Source organism: Pedococcus sp. 5OH_020 (genome assembly GCF_027812955.1).
Classification (GTDB): domain Bacteria; phylum Actinomycetota; class Actinomycetes; order Actinomycetales; family Dermatophilaceae; genus Pedococcus.
This window is the reverse complement of the sequence record NZ_JAPYZV010000001.1, coordinates 255,519-279,740: the sequence shown is the minus strand read 5'-3', so window position 1 is coordinate 279,740 and position 24,222 is coordinate 255,519. Positions and strand designations below refer to the sequence as shown.

The window sequence follows — 24,222 nt, the reverse complement described above, 5'->3', positions numbered from 1 at the left end:
AAGGCAAGACCAACAGAGCCGTCATTCTCCCCCAGCATCCCAGCCCGCAAAGGACTCACGGGTCCCAGACGACACCAGCCGGGAGCGTCCTGGAGGACTGGCCGACGTGGACCCGCATTACTGCCTGCTGATAGTGCCGTGCTCGGACCGCAAACGCCTCGGCGGGCGGCCACCCGAGCATCGCAGCGACCACGACAGCGACCTCGGTCGCGCCCGACGCCACGTGCTCACCCGCTCACGCGCGGACGAGTCACGGCTGCTCCCGGCCTGGCAGCGCTACGACGGCAACTTCTACCGGGCCGCCGGGCCCATGCTGGGCCGGGTCGCCCAAGAGGGGCGCTTGATCATCCTCAGCGGCGGATACGGCGTCCTGGACGCCCGCGACCCGATCGGCACCTATAACCGCCTCTTGCGACCTGGAGACTGGCCCCGCGGGCTCTTGGAGCGCACCATCGCAGCACGGGCTACCGACCAGGGGCTGGACGTGGTGGCATTCGCGGGGGCCTCTACCGGGTACGCGCGACTATTGCGCGCCGTCCCCTGGACATTGCCTACCGGGCGGACCGCGCACCTGGTCACCATGCAGTGGATGCGTGGGGTGTCCGCAGTTTCCGCCGCGCTCGGCACTGCCTTTGCGGCCTTCGTCACTGGCGGGAGCGACTACCCGGTCGCCACCAGAGTTGAGAGGCTGGACCGGTGAGCGACAGGCAGGGAGCCCTAGAGCAGTTCTACGCGCTCCTTGACGACCTGTCCGAGCGGATCGGCGGTCCTAAGCACCTCAACAGCCCCAACCTGGCGGCACTGGCTCCGCACGCGGGGCTGTACTTCTTCTTCGAACCCGGCGAACAGCGCCCCAACGGCAACCCGCGCGTCGTCCGGGTAGGAACCCACGCACTGACCGGGACCAGCGGCTCGAGTTTGTGGGGACGCCTTCGCCAACACCGGGGGGTGTTGGGCGGTTCCAACCCCGGCGGCGGCAACCACCGCGGCTCCATCTTTCGCCACCACGTCGGTGCCGCGCTGCTCAACCGCCGTGGTGACGCCGACCTCCTCAGGTCCTGGTTGGGGCCCAAACCATCACCGGACTTGCGTGACCGTGAGCGAGTCTTGGAGGTGGAGGTCAGCCGCCGCATCTGCGCCATGCCCTTCCTGTGGCTGGCTGTCCCCAACCGCGCAGACCACACCTCAGATCGCGGCCTCCTCGAACGCAACACCATCGCCCTGCTCTCGGCCCTGACCGGAAGCCCCGAGGGCCCACATGACGCTTGGCTCGGACTACATGCCGTTGCCCCCAAGGTCCGCGCGGCCGGACTGTGGAACGTCAACCATGTCGACGACCCCTTCCAAGAGGACGCTCTCGACCTCTTGGCGGCTTACGTCAAGCGATAATGTGCTGTCTGCGTCAGAGCCCAGCGGCTGCTCCATCGGAATGGCTTCGAGGCAACGACGCCCGCGACTCTTCGACTCCGCCGAATGGCCGATACGGACATCATCCGGCACCGTTCGAGGCACGGGACTGTCATCGTTCTCCCCATGACGATTGTGGCCGTATGGGTGAAATGGCACAGCACCCGACAGGACGACGTGCTTGATTTTCATGGCAACTCGATTGAGGCAGTGAACGTCGTCACGCACTTGCAGCAACAAGGCTTTGGGGCCTGGGATTCGCGACTTCATCTCCACGGTCGTCCTGCCCTCTTGGACTGGAGCACCGTGGCGGCATGCACGGTCGAAGGTCTTTCAACCAACTGGGCCACCTCCATGACGGTGGCGTCCGCTGCTCCACGGCCCGTCCATGCTCCACCCCGGATGAGTCAGGGCGAACTCTCGGCATTGATGAAGGCGGCGCAAACCGAACAACTCTGATTCCGTTATGGCGGAGCGAGTGTAGTCGTTGGCTGGCAACCACCGCGGACGGCATCGGCCAGCAGTTCGATCTCGCGAGACGCCGGCATCGGTGATCTCCCGCGCAAGGTTCGTCGCGGCTCGGTGTTAGTGAACTCTGTGAAGCGACGCGGAATGAGCCGCTAGCGCCGCCAAGTGCAACGAGTTGGCGGACCTCGGTGCCCGTCGCGCTGCGGGCCTCCCTGTCGACCACGCCTCGCGCGTCCTGCGTCGCAAAATTCTCGCTTCCGTGAGGCCAATCACGCTGACGTCTCCCGCTCGCGTTCTCATCGGCCGCTCCGCGGCCCGTAGTGGGGGGCGAGCCCCCTTCGCAGGGAGCACGTTGACCGCCGTCAGATCTTGCTCCTGCTTACGCCAGGACGTTGGCACGCGGCTCAAGGGGCCTCCAAGTTTGAGTTGCCTTCGAGGTGTCGCCAGCGGTTCCAGTCGGCTGGGACCTCGTCAGGGTGGTCTGGCCCGCGCCAGCCGCATGAGCAGAACGCGAAGAAGACCACGTGCCCCTCCGGCCCAATCTCGGCCGACGTCTGAGCCTCATGCTCTGATCCGCGCATCAATTTGACCTGCCCACTCCCAATCCCAATGGTTTTCATCCTACTGGGCACGGGGGCTTCCCGGTCCTTAACCGTCACCGCACTCTGTATACCTGGGTACACCTCAAATTGACATTCTCCGCGCGTCCAAATACTGTCTAGTTAGGGTCCTGTTCGAGATTGGTTGACACTTGTGGGGAGATGCCTAGACATGGGTGGACAGACAGTTGCCTACGTTCGAGTCAGTAGCCTGGACCAGAATGTCGCACGTCAGGTTGACGCAGTCGGCGACTCGATCAAGACCTTTACCGACAGGGCGAGCGGCAAGGCGCGGACCGAAAGAACCGCCTTGAAGCAACTTCTGGAGTGGGTACGTGATGGCGACACAGTTCGAGTCGCTTCGATGGACCGCTTAGCCCGCTCGGTCATAGACCTGCATGAGATCGTTGACGAACTCACCAGCAGGGGCGTGCGCGTCGAATTCGTCAATGAGGGATTGACGTTCTCCCCGGGATCCGTCGACCCGACTGCACGACTACTGCTCGGCGTGATGGGAAGTGTCGCCGAGTTCGAGCGCGCGATTATCCGCGAGCGGCAAGCAGAAGGCATCCGGGCAGCCAAGGCCCGCGGCGTTTATCGCGGACGTGCGCGCTCATTGAACCCTCAGCAGGTAGAACACGCCAAGCAGCGGCTGGCCGCAGGTGTCCCCAAGGCACACATTGCCCGAGATCTGGAGGTGTCACGGCAGACGCTCTACAACGCCCTCGCAGCATCTTCTCCCGAAGACCAGTCTAGAAGCCGCACGCCCTAAGGCCCCCATCGGGGCGTCGCCGAATGCCGATCCCACACCCAAGAGACGCACTCTGGTGAGCGAACCGCACTCATTCAGTAATTCGCCGGGGCGGGCATCGCCGCGCCTGCTGGCCAAAATCACGCCCGCGAAACGACGCCTCATGAGCGCGCAGCAGGCACGGGTGACCTCTTCCCTTGGATGGGGCATGGCCGCGACGCGCGTCGCCCCTGACCCTCCAGTGCGACCCTACGGAGGAAGTCGCGGACCTTCTTCACCGATGCAGCGGCGAGGGGGAGGGCGGCGAAGAAGTCTGGGCGGCTTTGCCGCGCCGGACGCCCCCGGATCACGCCGCCTGTCCCGAAGCGGCCGTAGGGTTCTCAACATGGCGTTCGAGCGGGGGCAGCGGATACACATACCCGGCAAAGACCTGCCCCCGTGGGTGACCGTATACGCATGCTTGGAGACGCCGGGCGGTCACACCATCTTCGTGGAAACGGCTGACGGAGTGTATACGCCGATTGAATTGAGCGACGACGGGTTATCGAAGGTCGAAGCGCTGGAGAAGGACGGTGGGGCCGACTCAGCGCAGGTGCTTGCTGGCATGTGGAGTCAGTGGATGGCAGCCGCAGGAGCCAACGCCGACACCACGGTCCTCGCCTCGACACCACTCCGCCCCTACGCGCACCAGTCGAACGCGGTGTACGGAGCGATGCTGCCGCAGCCCCGACTGCGGTTCCTGCTCGCAGACGAACCAGGCACCGGCAAGACCATCATGGCGGGGCTCTACGCCCGTGAGTCCCAGAAGTTGGGGTTCGTCAACCGTGCCCTCGTCGTCTGCCCTGCTGGCCTCGTCACCAAATGGCAAGGCGACTTCCAACGCTTTTTCGGAGGAGAACTGCGCCGGATCACGAACGAAACGATCCAGCAGCACGGGCTGTCTGCGCCGCACGACATGTGGGTCGTCTCCTTAGAACTCGCCGCCATGAACCCCGCTGTACAGGAAGCGATCCGCCCCGACCGTGCCGGATGGGACCTCGTCGTCTTCGACGAGGCGCACCGACTCACCCCAACCGCCGAGACGTTCCACCAGGTGGGGCGAATCCTCACCCAGAACACACCCCGCGCGCTCCTGATGACCGCCACCCCGCACCGTGGCTCCGAGTGGTTGTTCCGGCACCTGCTCCACCTCGTCGACCCGGACGTGTACCCAGACCCCGGTGATGACGCCAAGGCAGAACTTCGCCCAATCAAGCCGGGTCCCGTGCACTTCCTCCGCCGCATGAAGGAAGACCTCGTCGACTACGACGGACGCACCCGTCTCTTCCGGGGCCGCACCGCCCACAACGAGGTCGTCCCGCTCAACGGGGTCGAGCACGCCTACTACGAGGAGGGACTCCACCTGGTCGATGAGTTCTTTCCGCCCAGCGCCGTCCCGCTGGCCCGGATGGTCTACGGCAAGCGCGCCGCCTCGTCCCTGCATGCCCTTGCTGAGACCCTCAAGCGTCGTCGTGACCTCATGGGCAGCGAGTCACCGGTCGAAGCCGCTCACCGGCTCGACCCCTTCGATGAGGACCCCGCTGGGCAAGACGAGGCCCGCGTCATCGCTGAGGGCTCTAAGTCAGCGAAGGCGGAGCGTAAGGCGATCAACGCGCTCTTGGCCCGGCTAGAACCTCTCCTTAAGAGTCCCGACCTGGACGTCTCGAAGTGGAAGCCGCTGTACAACGACTGCTTCGCCAAGAACGGGATCCTGCCCGGCAACAACGAGCAGGCCGTCATCTTCACCGAGTACGCCGACACCGCCGACTGGATAGTCGAGCGCCTCCGGGCACAGGACTTCACCGCCGAGCGGTACTCCGGCCGGGACAATCACGCCACCCGCGACCAGGTACGGGTTGACTTCATGGGGGGCAAGTTCCAAGTCATCGTCTCCACCGACGCTGGCAATGAAGGCATCGACCTGCAAACAGCGCACGTGCTTGTCAACTACGACATCCCGTGGAGCCTAGTCCGCCTTGAACAGCGCATGGGCCGCATCCACCGGGTCGGGCAGACCCGTGACGTGCAGTTGTACAACCTCATCGCTAAGGGCACCCGTGAGGGTGAGGTCCTCCACGTTCTCCTCTCGAACTTCGTCAACGCTGCTAACCAACTCTCCGGGAAGATGTTCGACTCGCTCTCCCTGGTCGCTGAGATGTCGGGACTGACCGAGAACCGCCTCTCGGGGCTCATGGCTGACACCTATGGTCACGACGAGGACCGACGTGCTGAAGCGCTCCGTGCGATCCAGGCCATCACCACGGCTCAACTACGCAGCAACGCCGAAGAAGCACACCGCGTTGAAGCAGCCCTCGCCACCACGGTCAACATCGCCGAGGCCATCCGTCGCCGCAACGCCGAAGCACTCGAACGCATCAATCCCGCCATCGTTGAGGAGTACCTCCACCGGCTGCATACCGCCAACGTGCTCTCCGTTGCGAAAACGGCTGCGGGCGAGGGCATCCTCCGCATCCAGGGCATCCCCAAGCCGCTGCCAGCCGCCTTCGCAGGCAAAGACAGCGCGCTTGTGGCGACCAGCGGCAAGGCGCTCAAGGATGCGCAGGGCAGCGGCGCGTCGCTCAACGATGTGGTCACGCTCGGTCCCGGCGAACCGTCCTTCAACGAACTCGTCGACTACGCACGTAGCGACCTCGAAGCCGACATCTACCGTGGTGGGCTCGTCACCGACCCCACCACCATCGCCGACTACGAACTGTTCGCCTTCCACGGCACCATGGCCGACGCCGACCAACGACGCAGCACTCCCTGGGCAGCACTCATCCGCGTCGACGACATTGGGGCACGCAGGGTCGCTTGGGAAGCGCTCGCCAACCTCGTCCCCGGCACCGGACCAGCCGGGCCACCCCACCCCGGACGTGTCTACGACGCAGACGCCCGAGCCCATCAAATAGCCGAGACCGAGCAGGACGCCCACCGCGACACCCTGCGCGCATGGCTGCACCAAGCCGAGCGGGAATTACGTGACCTGCCCAGCAAGATCAGCCGCGACATCACTGACCGTGCCGAGCGGCTCTCTGTCCGCGCACAGATGGAAGGCATGGTCAACACCCGCCTCGACGGGCTCCGCCGCATGACTGAAGTGACCATCACGGATGTCCGGCTCGCCGCCCACATCAAGGTCAAGGCCGCTGGCATCCCGCCCGAGCCCACCGAGAAGAACAGCGAAAATATCGCCATGCGGAAGGTCCACGACGAACTGGTCCGGGACGGCTTCGCGGTGGCCGATGTAAGCAGGGAAGGACGCGGCTACGACCTCTACGCCACCCGAGCACAACTCCAACGGTGCGTCGAAGTCAAAGGCGTGTGGGACTCCGCCTCCAGCCAGGGCATCCGGCTCACAGGCAACGAAATCCTCACCGCAACGCAACAGCGCAACGACTACTGGCTCTACGTCATCGACGAGTGCTCCAAGGGGGGCGGCAACGTGTACGGCGTCTTCCGCGACCCCATCACCACCTTCGACGGCCTCATCAAGCAAGAAGCACTCTTCACCGTCCCCGGCTCCGCCCTCAAAGCGGCACGCGACCAGGAGCACCCCGCATGACCCGCATGATCGAACGATGGTTCCCCTGCGCGGAAGTGAGCGAGGCTTCGCACCAAGGCTGGGGCAGCGGCAACACCGAATCGGCGCTGTGGGTCTGGTTCGCCAAGCGACCTCTGGTGCAAGCGAAGGCGGCTGTACTCACAAGTCTCCTGCCGTGGCCCGAGGATGTCGAAGAACAACGTCGACTGCAGGCTCTCGTCCGACACGCCCTCACGGGATATGAAGCCGCGTCGCGGGAGATTTCAGCCGAACTGGCCAAGCACTACCCGGACCACCCGGCAATCCTCGATCCGTTCTCCGGGCGCGCGATGATCCCGCTCGAAGGGGCGCGGCTGGGGGCGCGCTCCTCGGGCATCGACTACTCGCCCTTCGCCACACTGGGCGGTTCCCTGCTAGCGGACGTGCCATTGCGCGACTGGTCGGCGGAGCCATCGATCCCCTTCGAGTCGGGACAGGCTTCTCTCGGTCCTCGCATCCTGCCAGACGTTCGTGCAGTGCTTGACGAGGTCGGTCGCCGGTTCACGGAGGCGATGGAGCCGTTCTACCCGAAGCACCAAGGCAAGCAGCCGTGGGGCTACCTCTGGGCGTCGACGCTTCCCTGCCAAGAATGCGGCAACCGGTTCCCGCTGATCGGGCAGTTGCTTCTTCGACAGGCGCGACCCAAGCAAGGTGATCCAGGACAAAGTTTCAGGCTGATCGTAGATCGGCAGACCGGAACCTTCAGGGCGCAGCCGCATGCGGGCCCGCCAACGGGTAAACCGACCAGGATCCAGGCCGGGAAGAGCAAGTATTCGTCCTCCGGGCGAGTAGCGGTCTGCCCCTTCTGCCACCACGTACACCCGAAGGCAGTTCATACGAGGCTCAGTGCCGAAGGAGCGCGACGAGACGCCCTTCTCCTCGCAGCGGACATCGACGAGACCGGCACAAAGGTGTTCCGGGAGCCCACGGAGGAAGAGTTCGCCGCCGTCGACGCTGCCGAGAAGGCGCTGCTCGATGAGCCACCGTTCGACGGGCTGCCCGCGCTTCCAGACGAGACCATCCCGGCAGGCAACACCTGGACCATCCAGTCAATGAACTACGGCGACCGGACCTACGGCGACCTCTGCATCCCTCGTCAGTCGCTGACCCTTATCGCCATTGCGAGAGCCATCAACTCAGTCACCGCCGACGTGTTGCGGGCCGGAGTATCGCCCGACTATGCCCGAGCGCTCGCGGGGTACGCGACGGCGGCCATGATGCGGAAGATCCGCCGGTCGACCCGGGGCGCGCGCCTTCAGATCACGGGCGGTGCTCGCGTCGGCGACATCTTCGTCAACCAGTCATCGGTGGCCTTCTCCTACGACTGGTTCGAGAGCGCGCTATCGGACGGTCCCGGCTCCTGGTGGTCCCTTGCGGACCAGACCGTCTCAGCCCTCAAGGGGTTCCTGAACCGCAATGGCGGGAGTCCTGCCTATATCAGCCGAGGATCAGCCGCCCAGTTGCCCTTCCGGGATGGATCACAGGATGCCGTCGTGACCGATCCTCCGTACGACGACATGATCGATTACTCGGATTCGTCAGACCTGTTCTACGTCTGGGCGAAGCGGGCGATGGCCTCGGCGGACCCCTCATTGAGTTTCACACTCGATCCCAACGGGGTTCAAGACAAGGTCGAAGAGATCATCGTGAAGAGGGGCGGCTCTCAATCCCAGGACCATCGCACCCAACAGTTCTATGACGACATGATCAGCCGGGCCTTCGGCGAGGCGCGGCGAGTCGTCACGAAGGACGGCGTGGTCACGATCGTCTTCGGACATGGAGATCCGGATGTCTGGCATCGCCTGCTTTCCGCAATCACTCGCGCTGGGTTGATCTTGACGGGCTCTTGGCCTGCGAAGACTGAACAGGGCGGGGCCGCTGTTGGATCGGCGAACATCGTCACCACCCTGACGATGGCGTGCCGCCCGGCGTCGCCAGGCCGCAAACCGGGCAGGGCGGGCGTCGTCGAAGATGAGGTAAGGCGGGAAGTGAGTGCACGCGTTCCCGCTTGGGAAGCGGCTGGGCTTGCCCCCACGGACCAGTTGATGGCCTCTGCCGGTCCCGCCATGGAAGTAGTCGGTCGTTACATCGTCGTCCATGACAACCTCGGCAACCCCGTGGAGGCGGACCGCTATCTTCTCGTGGCGCGGCGCGCCGTCGAACAAGCGGCGAGCGTCCAGATTGACCACCTTCCCATCGAAACATTTGACGCTCGTACCCGCTTCGCGCTCTCGTGGGTGCGCCTGTACGGACGCACGATCGCGCCCAAGTCGGAGGCACGATGGCAGACCCTCGCGTCCGACCTGCCAGCCGACGCCCTCAAGGGCGTCCTCACCGAAACCAAGAGCGGGGTCCGCCTCACCTTCGGCACCGAGTTCAAGGCGACCATCAGTGCAACTGCGCCGGTGATCGACGTGGCCTTCGCCATGTCGAGCGCCTGGGTCGAAGGTCTTGATGCGGTGGCGCAGGTCCTCGCTGCCTCGGGACGGAGCCTTGACGACCCCTACCTGTGGGCCGCCATGGCCTTCCTGTCCGCGCGGCTACCCGAGGCGGATCCCGACGGAAGCGCATGGACCGGTTTGGTGAGGAACAAGCGTGGAATCGGTTCAGTGGCGCGCGATGTGGTCATAGCCCGGAGATACGCCGATGTCTTGGCTGCAGCACCCACCCTTTTCGACGACGTTGACGGAGTGAACGAATGACCGCACCGGTGACACCCTGGTGGGACACCCTCTCGATCCGACGAGAGATCACCCGGTCATCCGGGCAGATCGACGACGTGCAGATGTCGCTCTTCCAGGCGGTGTATGAGCAGGGCGATGAACGTCCGCCTTATGCCGACGCGGACTACTACGGCAAAATCACCCACCCGTCGCCGCAGTTCATCCAGTTGCTGGCGAACGTCGCGGTCCGGCTCGCCGGGGGAACCAACTACACCGCCGCTCCCGCGCTGTGGCGTCTCGATCAGGCAATGGGCGGCGGCAAGTCCCACGGCCTGATCGGGCTTTACCACCTCGCCGCACACCCCCGGGACCTCAGCGCAACCGACGTAGGCAAGCAGGCGCTCACGGAGGCGGCCAGCATGGCTGGAGCGCCGCTACCAGCGACGCTCAACAACCCACAGGTCGTGGTGCTCGCCGCCGACAACATGACTGCTGGCAAGGGCGTCTACGACCTCGACGGGCCCGCGAGCACGTTGCACGAGCGCTTCCTCTGGCGGCTCTTCGGTGGCGACCGCGCTCTCTACGACCGGTACAAGGACCACTACGCCGACAAGAGTAAACTCGTCGACGCTCTCAGGGCCGTCAACCGGCCCGTGCTCATCCTGGTCGACGAGATCATGGACTACATCCGTCAGTTGTCTGGGTCCACGCTGCACGACCTGGCAGTCAAGGACATGGCGTTCCTGCGGGCGCTACTGGACTCGGTGAATGACGTACCCAACGTCGCCATGGTCGTCGTCATGATCGCGTCCGAGAAGGACAGCATGGACCTCGACGCCGAGGGGCACTCCCGCCGGGCAGAACTAGACCAGTTGCTGGTTCGGAACGGCAGGCCCGCGACGATTAACGACAACACCGACTTCGCTGCCATCCTGCGCCGTCGCCTCTTCGAGACCACTCCGCCGGCAGAAGTCGTGTCGGCGACCGCGAACGTCTTCGCGAACGGCATGCAAGGTCCCTGGAAGTCGAAGGTGTTTGACGCGGTTGGTGCGCGCTGGACCCGCGAGTGGGACGACGAGGTGGCTCGCTGCTATCCCTTCCACCCACAACTAATCACGCTTGCTGAGCAAGAGTGGGCGAAACTGTCCGGCTTCCAGAAGGTGCGTTCGACGATCCGCATCTTCGCCGCAACCGTGTACACGTTGTCGCAGCGTGCGAAGGACGGCGAGTGGGCACCACTGCTGATTGGACCCGGTGACCTGCCGCTCTCTGAGGACAAGGTCCGCGAAGCCATCATCGGTTCAGGACTCATCACCGATGCGCGAGCCCAGTCGAACTACCGCAGCCTGGCCTCGGCTGACATCGTCAGCGGCGACGATTCGAGCGGTTCAGCACGCATCCTCGATATTGAACGTCACAGCGGGCCATCCGAAGGCGTCAACCCACGTGCCGCCGAACGAGGTGCCACGTGCTTGTTCCTGTGCTCGGTCGTCGGATCGCGCGGTGGCGGTCGGCAGGGCGCGAGCGAACCAGAAATCAAGGCAGCAATGTTCACCCCCTCCTTGAACTTCGGGCTTGCCGACGCCGACTCGGTGCTCAATGCGCTTAAGGACGTTGACGGCGGTGGGCTCGCTTCCGCCGAGGTGATCGCGGGCAAGGGCGGGCAGCCCCCTCGGCTCTTCATGTCGACCCGGCAAACCCTCAACATGCTCGTGCGGGCTGCACGAGGCACCGTCAGTGATGACGAACGAGACGCAGCAGTCGCCGACACCGCCGAGCGGCTCATGTCCAGTGGCCCATTCAAAGCCCCGATGTTTGTGACCGGTGACCCCGACCGCACACCCCGTCAGGTGCTAGACACCGCAGGCGTCGACGATGCCCGATCCACCCGACTCGTCGTCCTTGACCCACGCCAGTTCTGCCTCCTCAACGGCATCGACGAGGAGACGCGCGCCGCTGTCCGCGCTGCGATGGGACTCGGTGACGACAAGATGCCCGTCCAGTGGGCGTCCTCAGCGGTGTTCGCCATCGTCAACACCCAACGGCGAAGCCTTGCCCGTGGTGCTGCCATCACCTACCTGGCCTGGGTGCGGGTGTCAGACATGACCGACGTCAAGGCCGACGACGGACTCGTGGAGAAGGCGCGGGCCGAGAAGGTCGAGGCCCGCCGGAACCTCGAAACCGCGGTGCGCCGCGCCTACCAGCACGTCATGTACCTGCACCTCGGTGAGGGCGGGACCCGCACCGAGAAGACCATCACGTTCGAACACGAAAACCAGTGTTCTTTAGACGGCACCACCGTCTGGAAGGCCCTCGTCGAAGCGGAGAAGGCGTTCGACGTGGGCACCTTCAACGCCAGAGCGCTCGTCCACAATCTTCGTGACACCGACTACGGCAAGCCACTCGACGAGATCCGCGATCTTTTTTGGAGCACACCTCGGATGCCTCTCTTGCCGGGCGGCGAAGCGGACCTGCAACGAGCGATCTATGAAGCCGTCGCCGCAGGTGACCTCGCGCTCGTCGGCAGCGATGGAACGCCACGTACCGTCACGAGCCCATCTGAGATTGGTGTCGGGCAGTCCGGCGTGCGGCTCGCCAAGCCGACCTCCGCAAAGCCTGACGAGCCCACCGAGGACGAGGCATCTGACACCCCCGGTGAGGGCGGGACAAACGACAAGCCCACGACCCCCGGTGTTGGCGGTGGCGGGGTGACCAAGCCCGAGCCGGAACCGGTAAAGGAGAAGCAAATCGCATTCTCGCTCCGGACCAGCCTGTTGCAGGATCAGCCGAGGGACGCCCTCTACGCCCTGCTTCAGGCGCTCACGGACGCCGTAGATGGCGGCAAGACCTCCTATGCCGAAGTCATGCTCAAGGTCCGCATGAGCGCCGACGACGCTGACGCCATCGCGAACCTCGCCCGCGACGCCGGGGCTAACCCAGACGTGCGCGACGCCCTCTGAACCAAGAACGGACCCTGTGGATCACTTCCGCGACTCGCGACCCGGCCTGTTCTACCTAAACGACGATAAGTTCCTGCAGCCAGCGCATCCGCGCAGCGAGGTGCCGCCGTTCCTACGTTTTGCAGCCCAGCACGGTGTCGCCCTGGACCTGTGGCGCGACGACGGTGCGCCCGCCCGAGAGTTGGTGTCCGCTGCACGGCTGGACTGGCCGGTGATGCGCCGTGAAGTGATCATCCCCGCCGGTCCCGGGCTAGCGACTGACACTGAGGCTCGCCACTACAAGGCGCTCGTGCGATCAGACACCCAGCACGTCATGTCGGTGGTCACCAACGCCTACAGCGTCGCGGAGAACCAGTGGGTCGCCAAGGCAACGGAGAGTTTCGCGAGCCGCATTGAACGCCGCGCCCCGATGATCGCCGCCGTCGGCTTCGGGCGCGAGGGAGAACGCACCCTGTTCGCCGCCCGCGTCTTCAGCGAAGGCAATCGAGCAGTATGCCTGCTCGCGTACAACACCCACGGTGGCGAAGGCGCACTCAGGTTCCAACTCGTCGAGGTAGACAGAACCACCGGCGTCACCTACGTCCTCGACTCTAGACAGGCATCGCTCATGTTCCCGCACGTGGGCGATGTGACAGACCGCCTCGAACAGCGCTCGCGACCACCAGGCCCCAACAGGGAGACCTTCGTAGAGCGTTACCTCGCCGAGACCCAGCCGTTGTGGGAGCGGCTGTCCGAGACGCTCTGGACGCCGAGGCACACCAACGCGCTCATCCGTGACCTGTGGGGAGATACACCGGACTCCCGAGTCGGATCATCACAACTGCTGGTCCAAGGCGTCGACCCGGTGAAAGCCCGGCACCCCGGCCACCACCTCCCGTCGCGCATGGAGGGACTCTCGGACGCGTCCAGCGCCTATCACGCCATCTGTGACTGGATTGACTACCACTCCGAAGCATGCGAACGCGGTGACTTCACCAAAGACCGCGACGAACGGCTTGCGCTCGGAGCGGGCAGCAAGTACAAGCGCGACGCCTGGCGTTGGATCCTCAGCAACACCTGACGGGCACGCACGCCCGCCTAAGGCGCACGCCACGTCGCGCGAAACCACCCCCGGCGACTCCCCCGTAGGCGTGGGTGTGACGTGAGATCAACGGGCTCGCCGGAGGTAGCGGCACATGGAACCAGGTTCCATAGCGGTGGGCCGCGACGCCAGGGTTCCAGCCGTGCAGTGGAACTTTGACATCTTGGCTGTCGACCCCACAGCATCGCCCCGCCGCCTGGTTGAGGTTCAAGTCAAGACCTGCACCGGTAACGCTGACGAGAACAACTGGCCCATGAGCGAGAAGGCACAATCCGTGGCGCGGTCAGAGGACGGAATGGTTCGTCCTCGTCGCGCTCGCCAAAGATGCCCCAAAGGCTCCGCCAACCTTCATCGTGCCGCGTGACTACCTCGCCGCCGCAGTCGGGATCCGTCACATGCACTGGCTGAGGGAACCGGGCATCCCCCAGGCCAGCGGGATGCTGGCCTGAAGGACGCACGACTGGCGGACCTCATCCTCAAGGGCGGTCCGCTGTCGCGGGGGATCGCACCTGCCCCGTACGCCCTCGATGCGGCCTATAAGGCCTGGAAGGCCTGGAAGGCCTGGAAGGCCTGGAAGCGTCGTCGCTAGTTGCAGGCTTTCGGGGTCGATGGCAGGTGCGCAAACCAGCAGGTCACCACGCGGATGCTCTGCGCACTAGAGTCAGGAGAGCCAAGTTCAAGTCGTCGATGGCGGGTCGCAAAACCGCAGGTCAGAGTTGGTGGCTCACTCCCACTCGATGGTGCCCGGCGGCTTGCTCGTCACGTCGAGCACCACGCGGTTGACCTCCCGCACCTCGTTCGTGATCCGGGTGGAGATCTTCGCGAGTACGTCGTACGGCACCCGGGTCCAGTCCGCCGTCATCGCGTCCTCGGACGAGACCGGGCGGAGCACCACCGGATGACCGTAGGTCCGCCCGTCTCCCTGGACCCCCACACTCCTGACATCCGCGAGCAGCACCACCGGACACTGCCAGATGTCTCGGTCGAGCCCCGCTGCGGTGAGCTCCTCGCGGGCGACCCGGTCCGCCGCGCGCAGCACCTCCAGCCGGTCGGCCGTCACCTCTCCGACGATCCTGATGCCCAGCCCGGGGCCGGGAAAGGGCTGCCGCCAGACGATGGCCTCCGGCACGCCGAGCTCGAGCCCCACCTGGCGCACCTCGTCCTTGAACAGCGACCGAAGCGGCTCGACGAGCTTGAACTGCAGGTCGTCCGGGAGCCCGCCGACGTTGTGGTGCGACTTGATGTTCGCGGCCCCGGTGCCGCCACCGGACTCCACGACGTCCGGGTAGAGCGTGCCCTGTACGAGGAACTCGACGGGGTGCTCCTCATCGCCCCGCGACCCGACCACATCGCGGGCCGCCTGCTCGAAGACCCGGATGAACTCCCGGCCGATGATCTTGCGCTTCTCCTCCGGGTCCGACACCCCCGCCAGTGCCGAGAGGAACCGCTCCCGGGCGTCGACGACGACGAGATCCACGCCGGTGGCCGCCACGAACTCCTTCTCGACCTGCTCCGCCTCGCCGGAGCGCAGCAGCCCGTGGTCCACGAAGACGCACGTGAGCTGGTCACCCACGGCCTTCTGGACCAGCGCGGCGGCCACGGAGGAGTCGACCCCACCGGAGAGCGCGCACAGGACCCGCGACGTGCCGACCTTGTCCCTGATCGCGCCGACGAGCTCGTCGACGACGTGGGCGGGCGTCCAGTCCCCGGGCAGCCCGGCCCCGCGATGCAGGAAGTTCTCCAGGACCCGCTGGCCGAAGGTCGAGTGCATGACCTCGGGGTGCCACTGCACGCCGTACAGCCGTCGCTCGTCGTCCTCGATGGCCGCGACCGTGGCCCCGGCGGAGGAGGCCGTCACCCTCATCCCCTGCGGGGCCTCGGTGACCGAGTCGCCGTGGCTCATCCAGACCGACTGGTCCTGCGGCTGACCGTTGAACAGCGTCGACGTGGCGTCGGCGATCGAGGCGGGGGTGGCGCCGTACTCGCCCAGCCCCGTGTGGGCCACCGTGCCGCCGAGCGCCTGCGCCATCGCCTGGAAGCCGTAGCACATGCCGAAGACCGGCACGCCGGCCGCCAGCAGCTCGGGGTCCAGGGACGGGGCGCCCTCCTCGTACACCGACGAAGGTCCTCCGGAGAGCACGATGGCGGCGGGGTTCCTCGCGAGGATCTGCGGCACCGGCATGGTGTGCGGGACGACCTCGCTGTAGACCTTGGCCTCGCGCACCCGGCGCGCGATGAGCTGCGCGTACTGGGCACCGAAGTCCACCACCAGCACTGGCTGGGCCTGAAGCGGCGTGGCCGGCACCTCGGCGCGCTCCCCCTGCGGCGCCTCCACACGGTCGTCGTCCTGGGCCTGCGTCACGTCGGCGGCTGCGGGGTCGCTCACGGTCGCAAGGCTACCGGCGTGCCGGAGCGAGCCGCCCCTCGACCTCCGCCGCCACCTTGCGCTCTGCCCAGAAGGACAGGAACGGCACCACACCGGCCAGCATCACCAGCACCATCCGGCCCAGGCCCCAGCCCACCTTGAAGCCCAGGTTGGCGGTCGCGGCGATGTAGACCAGGTAGATGAAGCCATGAGGCTGCGGCCACCAGTCGAGCCAGTCCTTGCCGAAGCCGTACTTGAGCACCAGCTCCGCGACCAGCAGCAGCAGGCCGATGCCGACGGTCACTGCCATGACCTCGAAGAACCTCAGGGCCTTGCGACCGGCATCGACGTCCTTGATCTCGCTCACGCAGTGCTCTCCTCGGGTACGGCCGCGGCAGGCTCGCGGGGCTCGGAACTGTCTCGGGCCGCATCATCGCGCACCATCCTGAACCACATGAACGCGGCGAAGCCCGCGAAGAGCCACCACTGCAGGGCGTACGCGGCGTTGCGCCACTTCAGGCCGGCCGTCACCTCCGGTGGCGGGACCCGCTGCAGGCCGGGCGGGGACGCAATGGCCGTGCCGTCGGCCGACCTCTCGGTCTGGGCGAACACGAAGGCGTTGTACAGGTCCCCGGACCACCGGTTCACGAGCACCGAGAGGTCCACCGAACCGAGCGGCTCCTGCGGCCAGCCAGGCACGCGGGGGGCCTGAGGCCCAGGTGACTCCCCCGGCGCCAGCGACCCGTCCACCGAGACCGGCCCGGTGGGTGCTGCGAGCGGGTGCGTCGGGTCGGTCACGAACCCGCGCACGACGGCGAGCCGAGCGCCCGTCTCGCGCACGTCGAGCGGGGTGAGCACCCAGTACCCGGTGCGACCCTGGAGCCGGCGCGGGCCGACGAGGAGCTGCTGGCCGCCCGCATACGTCCCGGCGGCGGTCACGGCGCGGCCGGACTGGGGGTTCGGAAAGGGTACGTGCGGCCGGATGACCGCGTCGATGAGCACGGGTCGTGCCTCGTGAGCCTTGCGCAGCGCGTCGACGAGCCCCTTGTCCTGCGCCACGTGGAGCTGCCAGAGCCCGAGCTGGGTGAAGGTCACGATGATGGCGACCAGGAGGACGAACAGGCTCAGCCACCTGGGCTTGAGGGCGGTCCGCAGCACCGGATCAGGCTACGGGACCGGTCGCAGCCGCCCGCAGGGCGCTCGTGGCCACGGTAATTCGGTGTCGTCCAGGTCCGGACGCCGCCTACCGTGGGACGCCTGATGCGCGATCTCCCCTTCCCCGACCCTGGCCGGCCCGACACCCGCAGCACCGCGCGGTTCATGATCTGGGTCGGGCGGAAGCAGTGGGGGACCCAGGTCCTGGGGATGCTGACCGGGGTGGTGTGGATGGTCTCCATCGCGCTGGTCCCTGCCGCACTGGGCAAGGGCATCGACGAAGGCATCGTCGCGCGGGACCAGCCAGGGCTCCTGCGCTGGTCCCTGGTCCTTGCCGCGCTCGGTGCCGTCGCCGCGGCCGCGGGCGCGGGCCGGCACTACTTCGCCGTCCAGAACTGGCTCTCCGCGTCCTATCGCGGAGCACAGCTGACAGCCCGAGGGGCCGAGCGGGCCGGACCTGCGCTGACCAGGTCCATCCCCGCGGGTGAGGTGGTCGCGGTCTTCGCGAACGACATCATGCGCCTGGGCGGCCTGTACGACGCGTTCGGCCGCCTGGCCGGTGCCCTGTGCAGCTACGCGGTGGTGGCGACCGTCCTGCTCACGGCGTCACCGGACCTCGGCTGGCTCGTCCTCGGTGGCGGCCCGGTGATGCTCGCGTCGCTGGCTCTGCTGGTCAGGCCCCTGCAGCGCCGCCAGGCGCAGCAGCGCGAGGAGGCCGGCAGGCTCACGACACTGGGCGCGGACACTGTGGCCGGGTTGCGGGTGCTGCGGGGCATCGGTGGTGAGCAGGCCTTCCTACGGCGGTACGAAGAGCAGTCCCAGCGGGTCCGGACCGTCGGCGTGCGGGTTGCCGGCGTCCAGGCGGCGCTCGACTCGGCGCAGGTGCTGCTGCCGGGAGTGTTCGTCGTGCTCGTCACCTGGCTCGGGGCGCGGCTGGCCCTGGAGGGCCGGCTCACGGCGGGACAGCTCGTGGCGTTCTACGGCTACACCGCGTTCCTCACCATGCCGATGCAGACCGCCGTGGAGGTCGTCGACCGGGGCGTGCGCGCCCACATCGCGGCTCGGAAGATGCTGCGGGTCATGACGGTCCCGCCCGACCACGACGCCACCGCGCCGAGCAGGGTCCCCGTCCCCCGATCCGAGGCGGACCTGTACGACCCCGTGTCCGGCACGCTGGTGCGCGGCGGCCGGCTCACCGCCCTGGTGTCGGCCCGGCCGCAGGACTCGGCGGCACTGGCGGACCGGCTCGCAAGACACGGCCCCGGTCCCCACCAGACGACCTGGGGCGGCATCCGGCTGCAGGACCTGTCCGTCGCAGAGGTCCGGCGGCACATCGTGGTCAGCGAGCCCGACCCCCGTCTGTTCACCGGGGTCCTGCGCGACCAGCTCCTGGGGTCGCGGGTCGGCACCGGCCCACGAGTGCACGACGACTCGCGCCTTCGACGCGCTCTCGACACGGCGAGCGCCCTGGACGTGCTCGACGCGGTGCCGGAGGGGCTCGACGGCCTCGTTGAGGAACGCGGCCGCTCGTACTCCGGAGGCCAGCGCCAGCGTCTCGCGCTGGCGCGGGCGCTGCTCACCGACGCGCCGGTACTGGTCCTGGTGGAGCCGACGAGCGCCGTCGACGCCCACACCGAGGCGAGGATCGCGCAACGCCTGGCCCGGCATCGCCGCGGCCTCACCACCGTCGTCACCACGGCCAGCCCACTGCTGCTCGCCCAGGCGGACGACGTGGTGCTGCTCGAGGGTGGGCTCGCCACCGCGCGAGGAACCCACCGCGAGCTGCTCGAGCACGCCGCGTACCGCCAGACCGTCCTGAGAGGCGAGGAGGACGACCGATGATGACGGACCACGCCCGGCGCACCCTCCCGGTCGCCGACTCCGCCGCGGTCTGGCGGCATACCCGCGGGCTGGTGAGCGCGCACCGCAGGTTGCTGGCCCGGGTCCTCGGCCTGCACGCCGTGGCAGCCGTTGCAGGGCTGGCAGGCCCCTGGCTCGTGGGGCGGCTGGTGGACGAGGTGAGCGGCGGCGGTGACGTAGCGCAGGTCGACCGGATCTCCCTTGCCCTCGCGGGGGCCGTCGTCGCTCAGACCGTGCTCACCTGGGCGGCTCGGCGCGGGTCGTTCATCTTGGGCGAGAACGTCTTCGCGCAGCTGCGTGAGCAGTTCGTCGGTCGTGCCGTGAACCTCCCACTGTCGACCGTCGAGCGAGCAGGCACCGGCGACCTCGTGGCGCGCACCACCAACGACGTCGAGGCGCTCTCGCACGTGGTGCGGTTCGGGGTCCCCTCGATCTTCGTCGCCTCGGTGACCGTCGTGATGACCCTGGTCGCTGCGCTGGCGACCTCCGTCCCCGCAACCCTGCCGGTGCTCATCGGCCTACCCCTGTACTGGGTCTCGACCCGCCGCTACCTCCGCCGGGCCGGGGACGGCTACCTGTGGGAGCGCGCGACGTACGCCGCGCTCAACGGTGTCGTGTCCGAGACGGTCGAGGGAGCGCGCACCATCGACGCCCTGTCACTCGCCGGAGTGCGGCGGTCGCGGTTCAACAAGGCGCTGCACGAGTGCTACGCGGCCGAGCGGTACACCTTGGGACTTCGCCTGCGCTGGTTCCCCATCGTGGAGTTCGGCTACTTCCTGCCTGTCGCGGGCGCCGTCCTGTGGGGCGGGTGGCTGGTGCTGCAGGGGCACGTCAGCATCGGCGCCGCGACCTCTGTCGCGCTGTTCCTCCACCAGCTGGTCCAGCCGCTGGACGACGTGCTGATGTGGCTGGACGAGATCCAGGTCGGGGCCACCTCCCTGGCCCGCGTGATCGGGGTGGGCGTCGTGCCCCCCGACCGCCGCCCCACCGGTCGCCAGCCGCAGGGCTCCGACCTCGCGGTCCGCGACGTCCGCTACGCCTACCGGCCAGGTCACGACGTGCTGCGCGGTGTCAGCCTCGACCTGCGGCCCGGCGAGCGCCTCGCCGTCGTGGGCCCGTCCGGGGCCGGCAAGTCGACGCTGGGCCGGCTGATGGCCGGGATCGACGGACCCCGGGAGGGGCGGGTCGAGGTGGGCGGGGTGCCGCTGGTGGACCTGGACCTGCACCAGCTTCGGGGAGAGGTGGCCCTGGTCACCCAGGAGCACCACGTCTTCGTGGGCACCGTGGCCGAGAACCTGCTGCTGGCGAGGCCCCGGGCGAGCGGGGAGGAGCTCGAGGCCGCGCTCCGCGCCGTGGACGCCTCGCCCTGGGTCTCGGAGCTGCCTGAACGTCTGGACACCAGGGTCGGCAGTGGCGGGCATGCGCTCACCGAGGCCCAGTCCCAGCAGCTGGCCCTCGCGCGGCTGGTCCTCGCCGACCCGCACACGCTGGTCCTCGACGAGGCGACGTCACTGCTCGACCCCCGGGCGGCACGGCACCTGGAGCGGTCTCTGGCGGCAGTGGTGGCGGGTCGCACGGTGGTCGCCATCGCACACCGTCTGCACACCGCCCACGACGCCGACCGGGTGGCCGTCATCGAGGACGGAGCGGTCAGCGAGATCGGCACCCACCAGGAGCTTGTCGAGGCGGGTGGAGCGTATGCCGCGCTGTGGGCGTCCTGGCGCGACCAGCCGGGCCCGTCCGAGTCGGTGGGCTCCGCCGAAGTTTCTCAGGGCACGGCGTAACCCCCGCTCGCGCCATCTCGTTGTCCGGGTGGTGCGGCTGGAGACCCATCCCCCGGCTCGTCTCCAGCCGCACCGCGCGCGTCAGGCCGCGGTGAACGACGTGACCGCCCGCCGTGCCGCCTTCACGGCCTGGACGCTCCGGTAGCCCTCGTGCTGCGCCGGACGGGGGTCGGCCTCGCCCTTGTTCGGCCACAGCGACATCGCCCGCTCGGCCTGAGCCGTGATCGTGAGCGAGGGGTTCACCCCCAGGTTCGCCGAGACCGCCGACCCGTCGACCACGTGAAGGTCCGGGTAGCCCCAGACCCGCTGGTAGCCGTCCACGACGCCACGCTCCGGACTGGCGCCGATCACCGCCCCGCCGAGGAAGTGCGCAGTGAGGGGGATGTTCACGATCTCCCCGGCGCTGCTTCCGGCGAACGCGCGCAGGCCCGTCGCCGCGCTCAGCCGCTCGGCCACCGCCTTCATGGCGGCCTGTCCGGCCGGGATGTACGTCGGGTTGGGCTCACCATGCCCCTGGCGGGAGGTGAGAGTGCGGCCACCGAGCAGACCGCGGCGCCCGGTCACCTGCAGGGAGTTGTCGCGGCTCTGCATGACGAGCCCGATGACGGTCCGCTCACTCCACCGGTACTGGGACAGGGAGCGCGCGAACAGCCTCGGGTGCCTGGCCACCTCGACGAGAAACTGCACGGGACGGGGCAGCCGGTCGCCGGGCACCAGGATCGTCGCGAGGACGCCCATCGCGTTGGACCCCTTGCCGTAGCGCACGTTCTCGACGTGCGTGTCGGCGTCGGGGTGGAACGAGGCGGTGATCGCCACGCCCTTCGAAAGGTCGTGCCGGGGGGGGACGCGCTCCAGCATCACGCCGTTGAGCGCCTCCGAGTTCGTCCGTGTCAGGTGACCGAGCCGAGCCGACAGCCGTGGCAGGACGCCGGTCTGGCGCAGGGTGTGCAGCAGCTTCTGGGTGCCCCACGTCCCGGCGGCGAGGACCACCTGGTCGGCCGTGACGGTGCGCGGGTCATGGCGTAGCCAGGCACCGGTGGCCTCGTGGGTCACCGCGTACCCTCCGTTGCGGCGGGGCTCCACGCGCGTCACCGTCCGCAGCGGCTCGATCGTCACCCCGAGGCCCTCCGCCAACGCGAGGTAGTTCTTGACCAAGGTGTTCTTGGCTCCGACACGGCAGCCCACCATGCAGTTGCCGCACAGGGTGCAGCCGGTCCGTTCGGGTCCCGCGCCGCCGAAGTAGGGGTCCGGCACACGGGTGCCCGGCATGCCGTAGAACACGCCGGTCGGCGTCTTGCCGAATGTGTGCTCGACCCCGAGGTCCCGTGCCGCCTGCCGCATGACGTCCTCCACGACGCCTCCGCACGGGTTCGTCACGACGCCCAGCATCGCGCTGGCCGTCGCGTAGTGCGAGGCGAGCTCCGCCTCCCAGTCGGTGAGGTCGCTCCACTGCCGGTCCTCGAAGAAGGACCGTGGAGGCACGTACAGGGTGTTGGCGTAGTTCAGGGACCCGCCGCCCACCCCGGCGCCGGCCAGGATCATCACGTCCGGAAGCCGGTGGATCCGTTGGACGCCGAAGCACCTGAGCCTGGGCGCCCAGAGGTAGCGACGCAGGTCCCACGACGTCGTGGCGAAGTCCTCGTCCCGGAACCGGCGACCGGACTCCACCACGTGGACCCGGTAGCCCTTCTCAGCGAGCCGCAGCGCGGTCACGGAGCCGCCGAACCCGGAGCCGACCACGAGGACGTCGTAGTGCTCCGGCGCCGCACCCGGCGCCGGCGAGGGCAGGGCGGTCACCCGCGGCCCGCGGCCTTGAGCGCCTTGAGCGCTCCGGTCAGGAGCCTGGCGTACAGCTCCTCCGACATCCCCGGGGTGGGCGCGATCGGCAGGAGGTACTGCGCCGTCACGTTCTGCGACTCCGTGTACTTGAGGATCCCCTCGCTGCCGTGCCTGCGACCCACCCCTGACTGCTTCATGCCGCCCATCGGCGCGGCGACGCTTCCCCAGGCGGCGGCATACCCCTCGTTGACGTTGACGGTCCCCGACTGGAGGGCCACCGCGATCCGACGGCCACGGGCCACGTCCCGGGTGTAGACCGACGCGTTGAGGCCGTAGTCCGTGTCGTTGGCCGCGCGGATGGCCTCCTCGTCCGTCTGTACCCGGTAGATGGCGACGACCGGTCCGAACGTCTCGTCGTCCCGCAGGTCCATCGCGGCGGTCACCCCGTCGAGCACCGTGGGCTCGTAGAAGTACGGCCCCACGTCGGGACGGGCGCGACCTCCGGTCAACACCCGGGCGCCCTTGGCCCGGGCGTCCTCGACGTGTGCGGTGACCCGTTCCAGCTGCCCGGAGGAGGCCAGCGAGCCCATGTCGGCGCCGTATGCAAGCTCGGCGCCCAGCCTCATCCGCCGCACCGCCGACACGAACCGCCGGGTGAACTCGTCGGCGACGGCCTCGTGGACCAGGAGCCGCTCGACGGAGATGCACAGCTGTCCGGCGGAGGAGAAGCAGGCGCGGACCGCGCCGTCGACCGCCTTGCCGAGGTCCGCGTCGTCGGCCACGTACATCGAGTTCTTGCCGCCGAGCTCCAGGGAGTAGCCCACCAGCCGCCGGGACACCGACTCGGCGACGTTTCTCCCGGTAGCGGTGGACCCCGTGAAACAGACGTAGTCGACGAGGTCCACGACAGCCTGTCCGACCGTCGGACCGTCGCCCAGCACCACCTGGAGAACGGACTCCGGCAGGCCGGCCTCGGTGAGCAGCTGGGCCGCCAGCAACGCGGTGAGGGCGCCCTGAGGGTCCGGTCGCAGCACCACTGCGTTGCCGGCGAGCAGGGCGGGTACGGCGTCCGTCACCGCGAGGCTCAGAGGGTAGTTCCAGGGGCTGACGACCCCCACCACGCCGCGGGGGTGGTGGTGCTCCACCGTCCGGGTCAGCAGCGGGAACACCCCGGCTCGGCGCCGCGGACGCAGGTAGCCCGCGGCCGACCGGGCGTAGTGCCGGGACACGAGGGCGACGTCGGCGACCTCCTCGAAGGCCTGACGCCGGGTCTTGCCCGACTCGAGCTGCACGAGGTCGAGGAGCTGGACCTGCCGCTCCAGGACCAGGTCGTGGTAGCGAAGGAAGATGCGCTCGCGCAGCTCCATGGGGGTGCGCGCCCAGGACCGCTGCGCGGCCCGGGCGCTGTCCACTGCGACCGCGACGTCCTCGCGAGTGGAGACGGGCAGCATCGCCAGGGGCGCTCCGGTCAGCGGCGTGTGGCTCACCTGCTGGGTGGCCCGCGGCCCGCACACGACGCGCCTGGCCAGCCGGCGGACGAGGGCCGGATCCACGGCATACGTCGCGCTCGGGTCGGTCTCGGGGTCAGCGACGAGGTCCGGAGGCATAGAGGCCAGCGTAGGTCCGGCTCACCCGCATTACCAGGGAGTAGGTTTCCCCGACGGGGCCCCGCTCGTCCGCCTGCGTCCCGCCAGCGCACGCCGCTGGGTCAGCCGCGCCGGCCCACGT

At 67.9% G+C, this 24,222-nt stretch carries 15 protein-coding genes; 10 read left to right on the top strand and 5 right to left on the bottom strand.

Annotated elements, in window-relative coordinates:
* Positions 1-106 precede the first annotated feature (106 nt).
* The 8 genes from PHA84_RS01230 (at position 107) to PHA84_RS01195 (ending at position 13,530) form a co-directional block, all read left to right on the top strand.
* On the top strand, positions 107-700 hold the full coding sequence (locus PHA84_RS01230) for a hypothetical protein (RefSeq protein WP_270886260.1): 594 nt from the start codon (positions 107-109) through the stop codon (positions 698-700).
* Complete coding sequence (locus PHA84_RS01225) at positions 697-1,389, top strand: hypothetical protein (protein WP_270886259.1); 693 nt, start codon at positions 697-699, stop codon at positions 1,387-1,389. Before PHA84_RS01230 ends, PHA84_RS01225 begins: the two co-directional genes overlap by 4 nt.
* A 144-nt stretch (positions 1,390-1,533) precedes the next feature.
* Positions 1,534-1,866: a hypothetical protein gene (locus tag PHA84_RS01220; protein ID WP_270886258.1), complete on the top strand. Its 333-nt coding sequence runs from the start codon at positions 1,534-1,536 to the stop codon at positions 1,864-1,866.
* Positions 1,867-2,646: 780 nt separating this feature from the next.
* On the top strand, positions 2,647-3,246 hold the full coding sequence (locus PHA84_RS01215; RefSeq protein ID WP_270886257.1) for a recombinase family protein: 600 nt from the start codon (positions 2,647-2,649) through the stop codon (positions 3,244-3,246).
* Positions 3,247-3,844: 598 nt separating this feature from the next.
* Positions 3,845-6,829: a helicase-related protein gene (locus PHA84_RS01210; RefSeq protein WP_270886256.1), complete on the top strand. Its 2,985-nt coding sequence runs from the start codon at positions 3,845-3,847 to the stop codon at positions 6,827-6,829.
* Positions 6,826-9,549 carry a DUF1156 domain-containing protein gene (locus tag PHA84_RS01205; RefSeq protein ID WP_270886255.1) on the top strand — a complete coding sequence of 908 codons (2,724 nt, stop codon included), beginning with the start codon at positions 6,826-6,828 and terminating at the stop codon, positions 9,547-9,549. The genes PHA84_RS01210 and PHA84_RS01205 overlap by 4 nt, the downstream gene beginning before the upstream one ends.
* A complete protein-coding gene (locus PHA84_RS01200) occupies positions 9,546-12,470 on the top strand; it encodes a DUF499 domain-containing protein (RefSeq protein ID WP_270886254.1) in 2,925 nt (974 codons plus the stop codon). Before PHA84_RS01205 ends, PHA84_RS01200 begins: the two co-directional genes overlap by 4 nt.
* 16 nt (positions 12,471-12,486) lie before the next feature.
* Positions 12,487-13,530 (top strand): hypothetical protein, encoded by a 1,044-nt coding sequence (locus tag PHA84_RS01195; protein WP_270886253.1) that lies wholly within the window; start codon positions 12,487-12,489, stop codon positions 13,528-13,530.
* A gap of 745 nt (positions 13,531-14,275) precedes the next feature.
* Here the strand turns inward: PHA84_RS01195 and guaA are convergent.
* The 3 genes from guaA to PHA84_RS01180 all read right to left on the bottom strand — a co-directional run bounded on the left by guaA (position 14,276) and on the right by PHA84_RS01180 (position 17,074).
* The gene (guaA, locus tag PHA84_RS01190; RefSeq protein ID WP_270886691.1) at positions 14,276-15,856 is read right to left on the bottom strand and encodes a glutamine-hydrolyzing GMP synthase; all 1,581 of its coding nucleotides are present in this window, start codon (positions 15,854-15,856) and stop codon (positions 14,276-14,278) included.
* A gap of 91 nt (positions 15,857-15,947) precedes the next feature.
* Positions 15,948-16,283 (bottom strand): DUF3817 domain-containing protein, encoded by a 336-nt coding sequence (locus PHA84_RS01185; RefSeq protein WP_270886252.1) that lies wholly within the window; start codon positions 16,281-16,283, stop codon positions 15,948-15,950.
* Entirely contained in the window at positions 16,280-17,074 is a 795-nt protein-coding gene (locus PHA84_RS01180) for an SURF1 family protein (protein WP_270886251.1), read from the bottom strand. Before PHA84_RS01180 ends, PHA84_RS01185 begins: the two co-directional genes overlap by 4 nt.
* Before the next feature lie 102 nt (positions 17,075-17,176).
* Here PHA84_RS01180 and PHA84_RS01175 point away from each other — a divergent pair, with 102 nt between their 5' ends.
* On the top strand, positions 17,177-18,913 hold the full coding sequence (locus tag PHA84_RS01175; protein WP_270886250.1) for an ABC transporter transmembrane domain-containing protein: 1,737 nt from the start codon (positions 17,177-17,179) through the stop codon (positions 18,911-18,913).
* A complete protein-coding gene (locus PHA84_RS01170) occupies positions 18,910-20,715 on the top strand; it encodes an ABC transporter ATP-binding protein (protein WP_270886249.1) in 1,806 nt (601 codons plus the stop codon). Before PHA84_RS01175 ends, PHA84_RS01170 begins: the two co-directional genes overlap by 4 nt.
* 81 nt (positions 20,716-20,796) lie before the next feature.
* Here PHA84_RS01170 and PHA84_RS01165 read toward each other — a convergent pair whose 3' ends face one another.
* Together PHA84_RS01165 and PHA84_RS01160 are read right to left on the bottom strand one after the other, a co-directional pair.
* A complete protein-coding gene (locus PHA84_RS01165) occupies positions 20,797-22,512 on the bottom strand; it encodes a GMC oxidoreductase (RefSeq protein ID WP_270886248.1) in 1,716 nt (571 codons plus the stop codon).
* Positions 22,509-24,101 (bottom strand): succinic semialdehyde dehydrogenase, encoded by a 1,593-nt coding sequence (locus PHA84_RS01160; RefSeq protein WP_270886247.1) that lies wholly within the window; start codon positions 24,099-24,101, stop codon positions 22,509-22,511. The genes PHA84_RS01165 and PHA84_RS01160 overlap by 4 nt, the downstream gene beginning before the upstream one ends.
* Positions 24,102-24,222 lie beyond the last annotated feature (121 nt).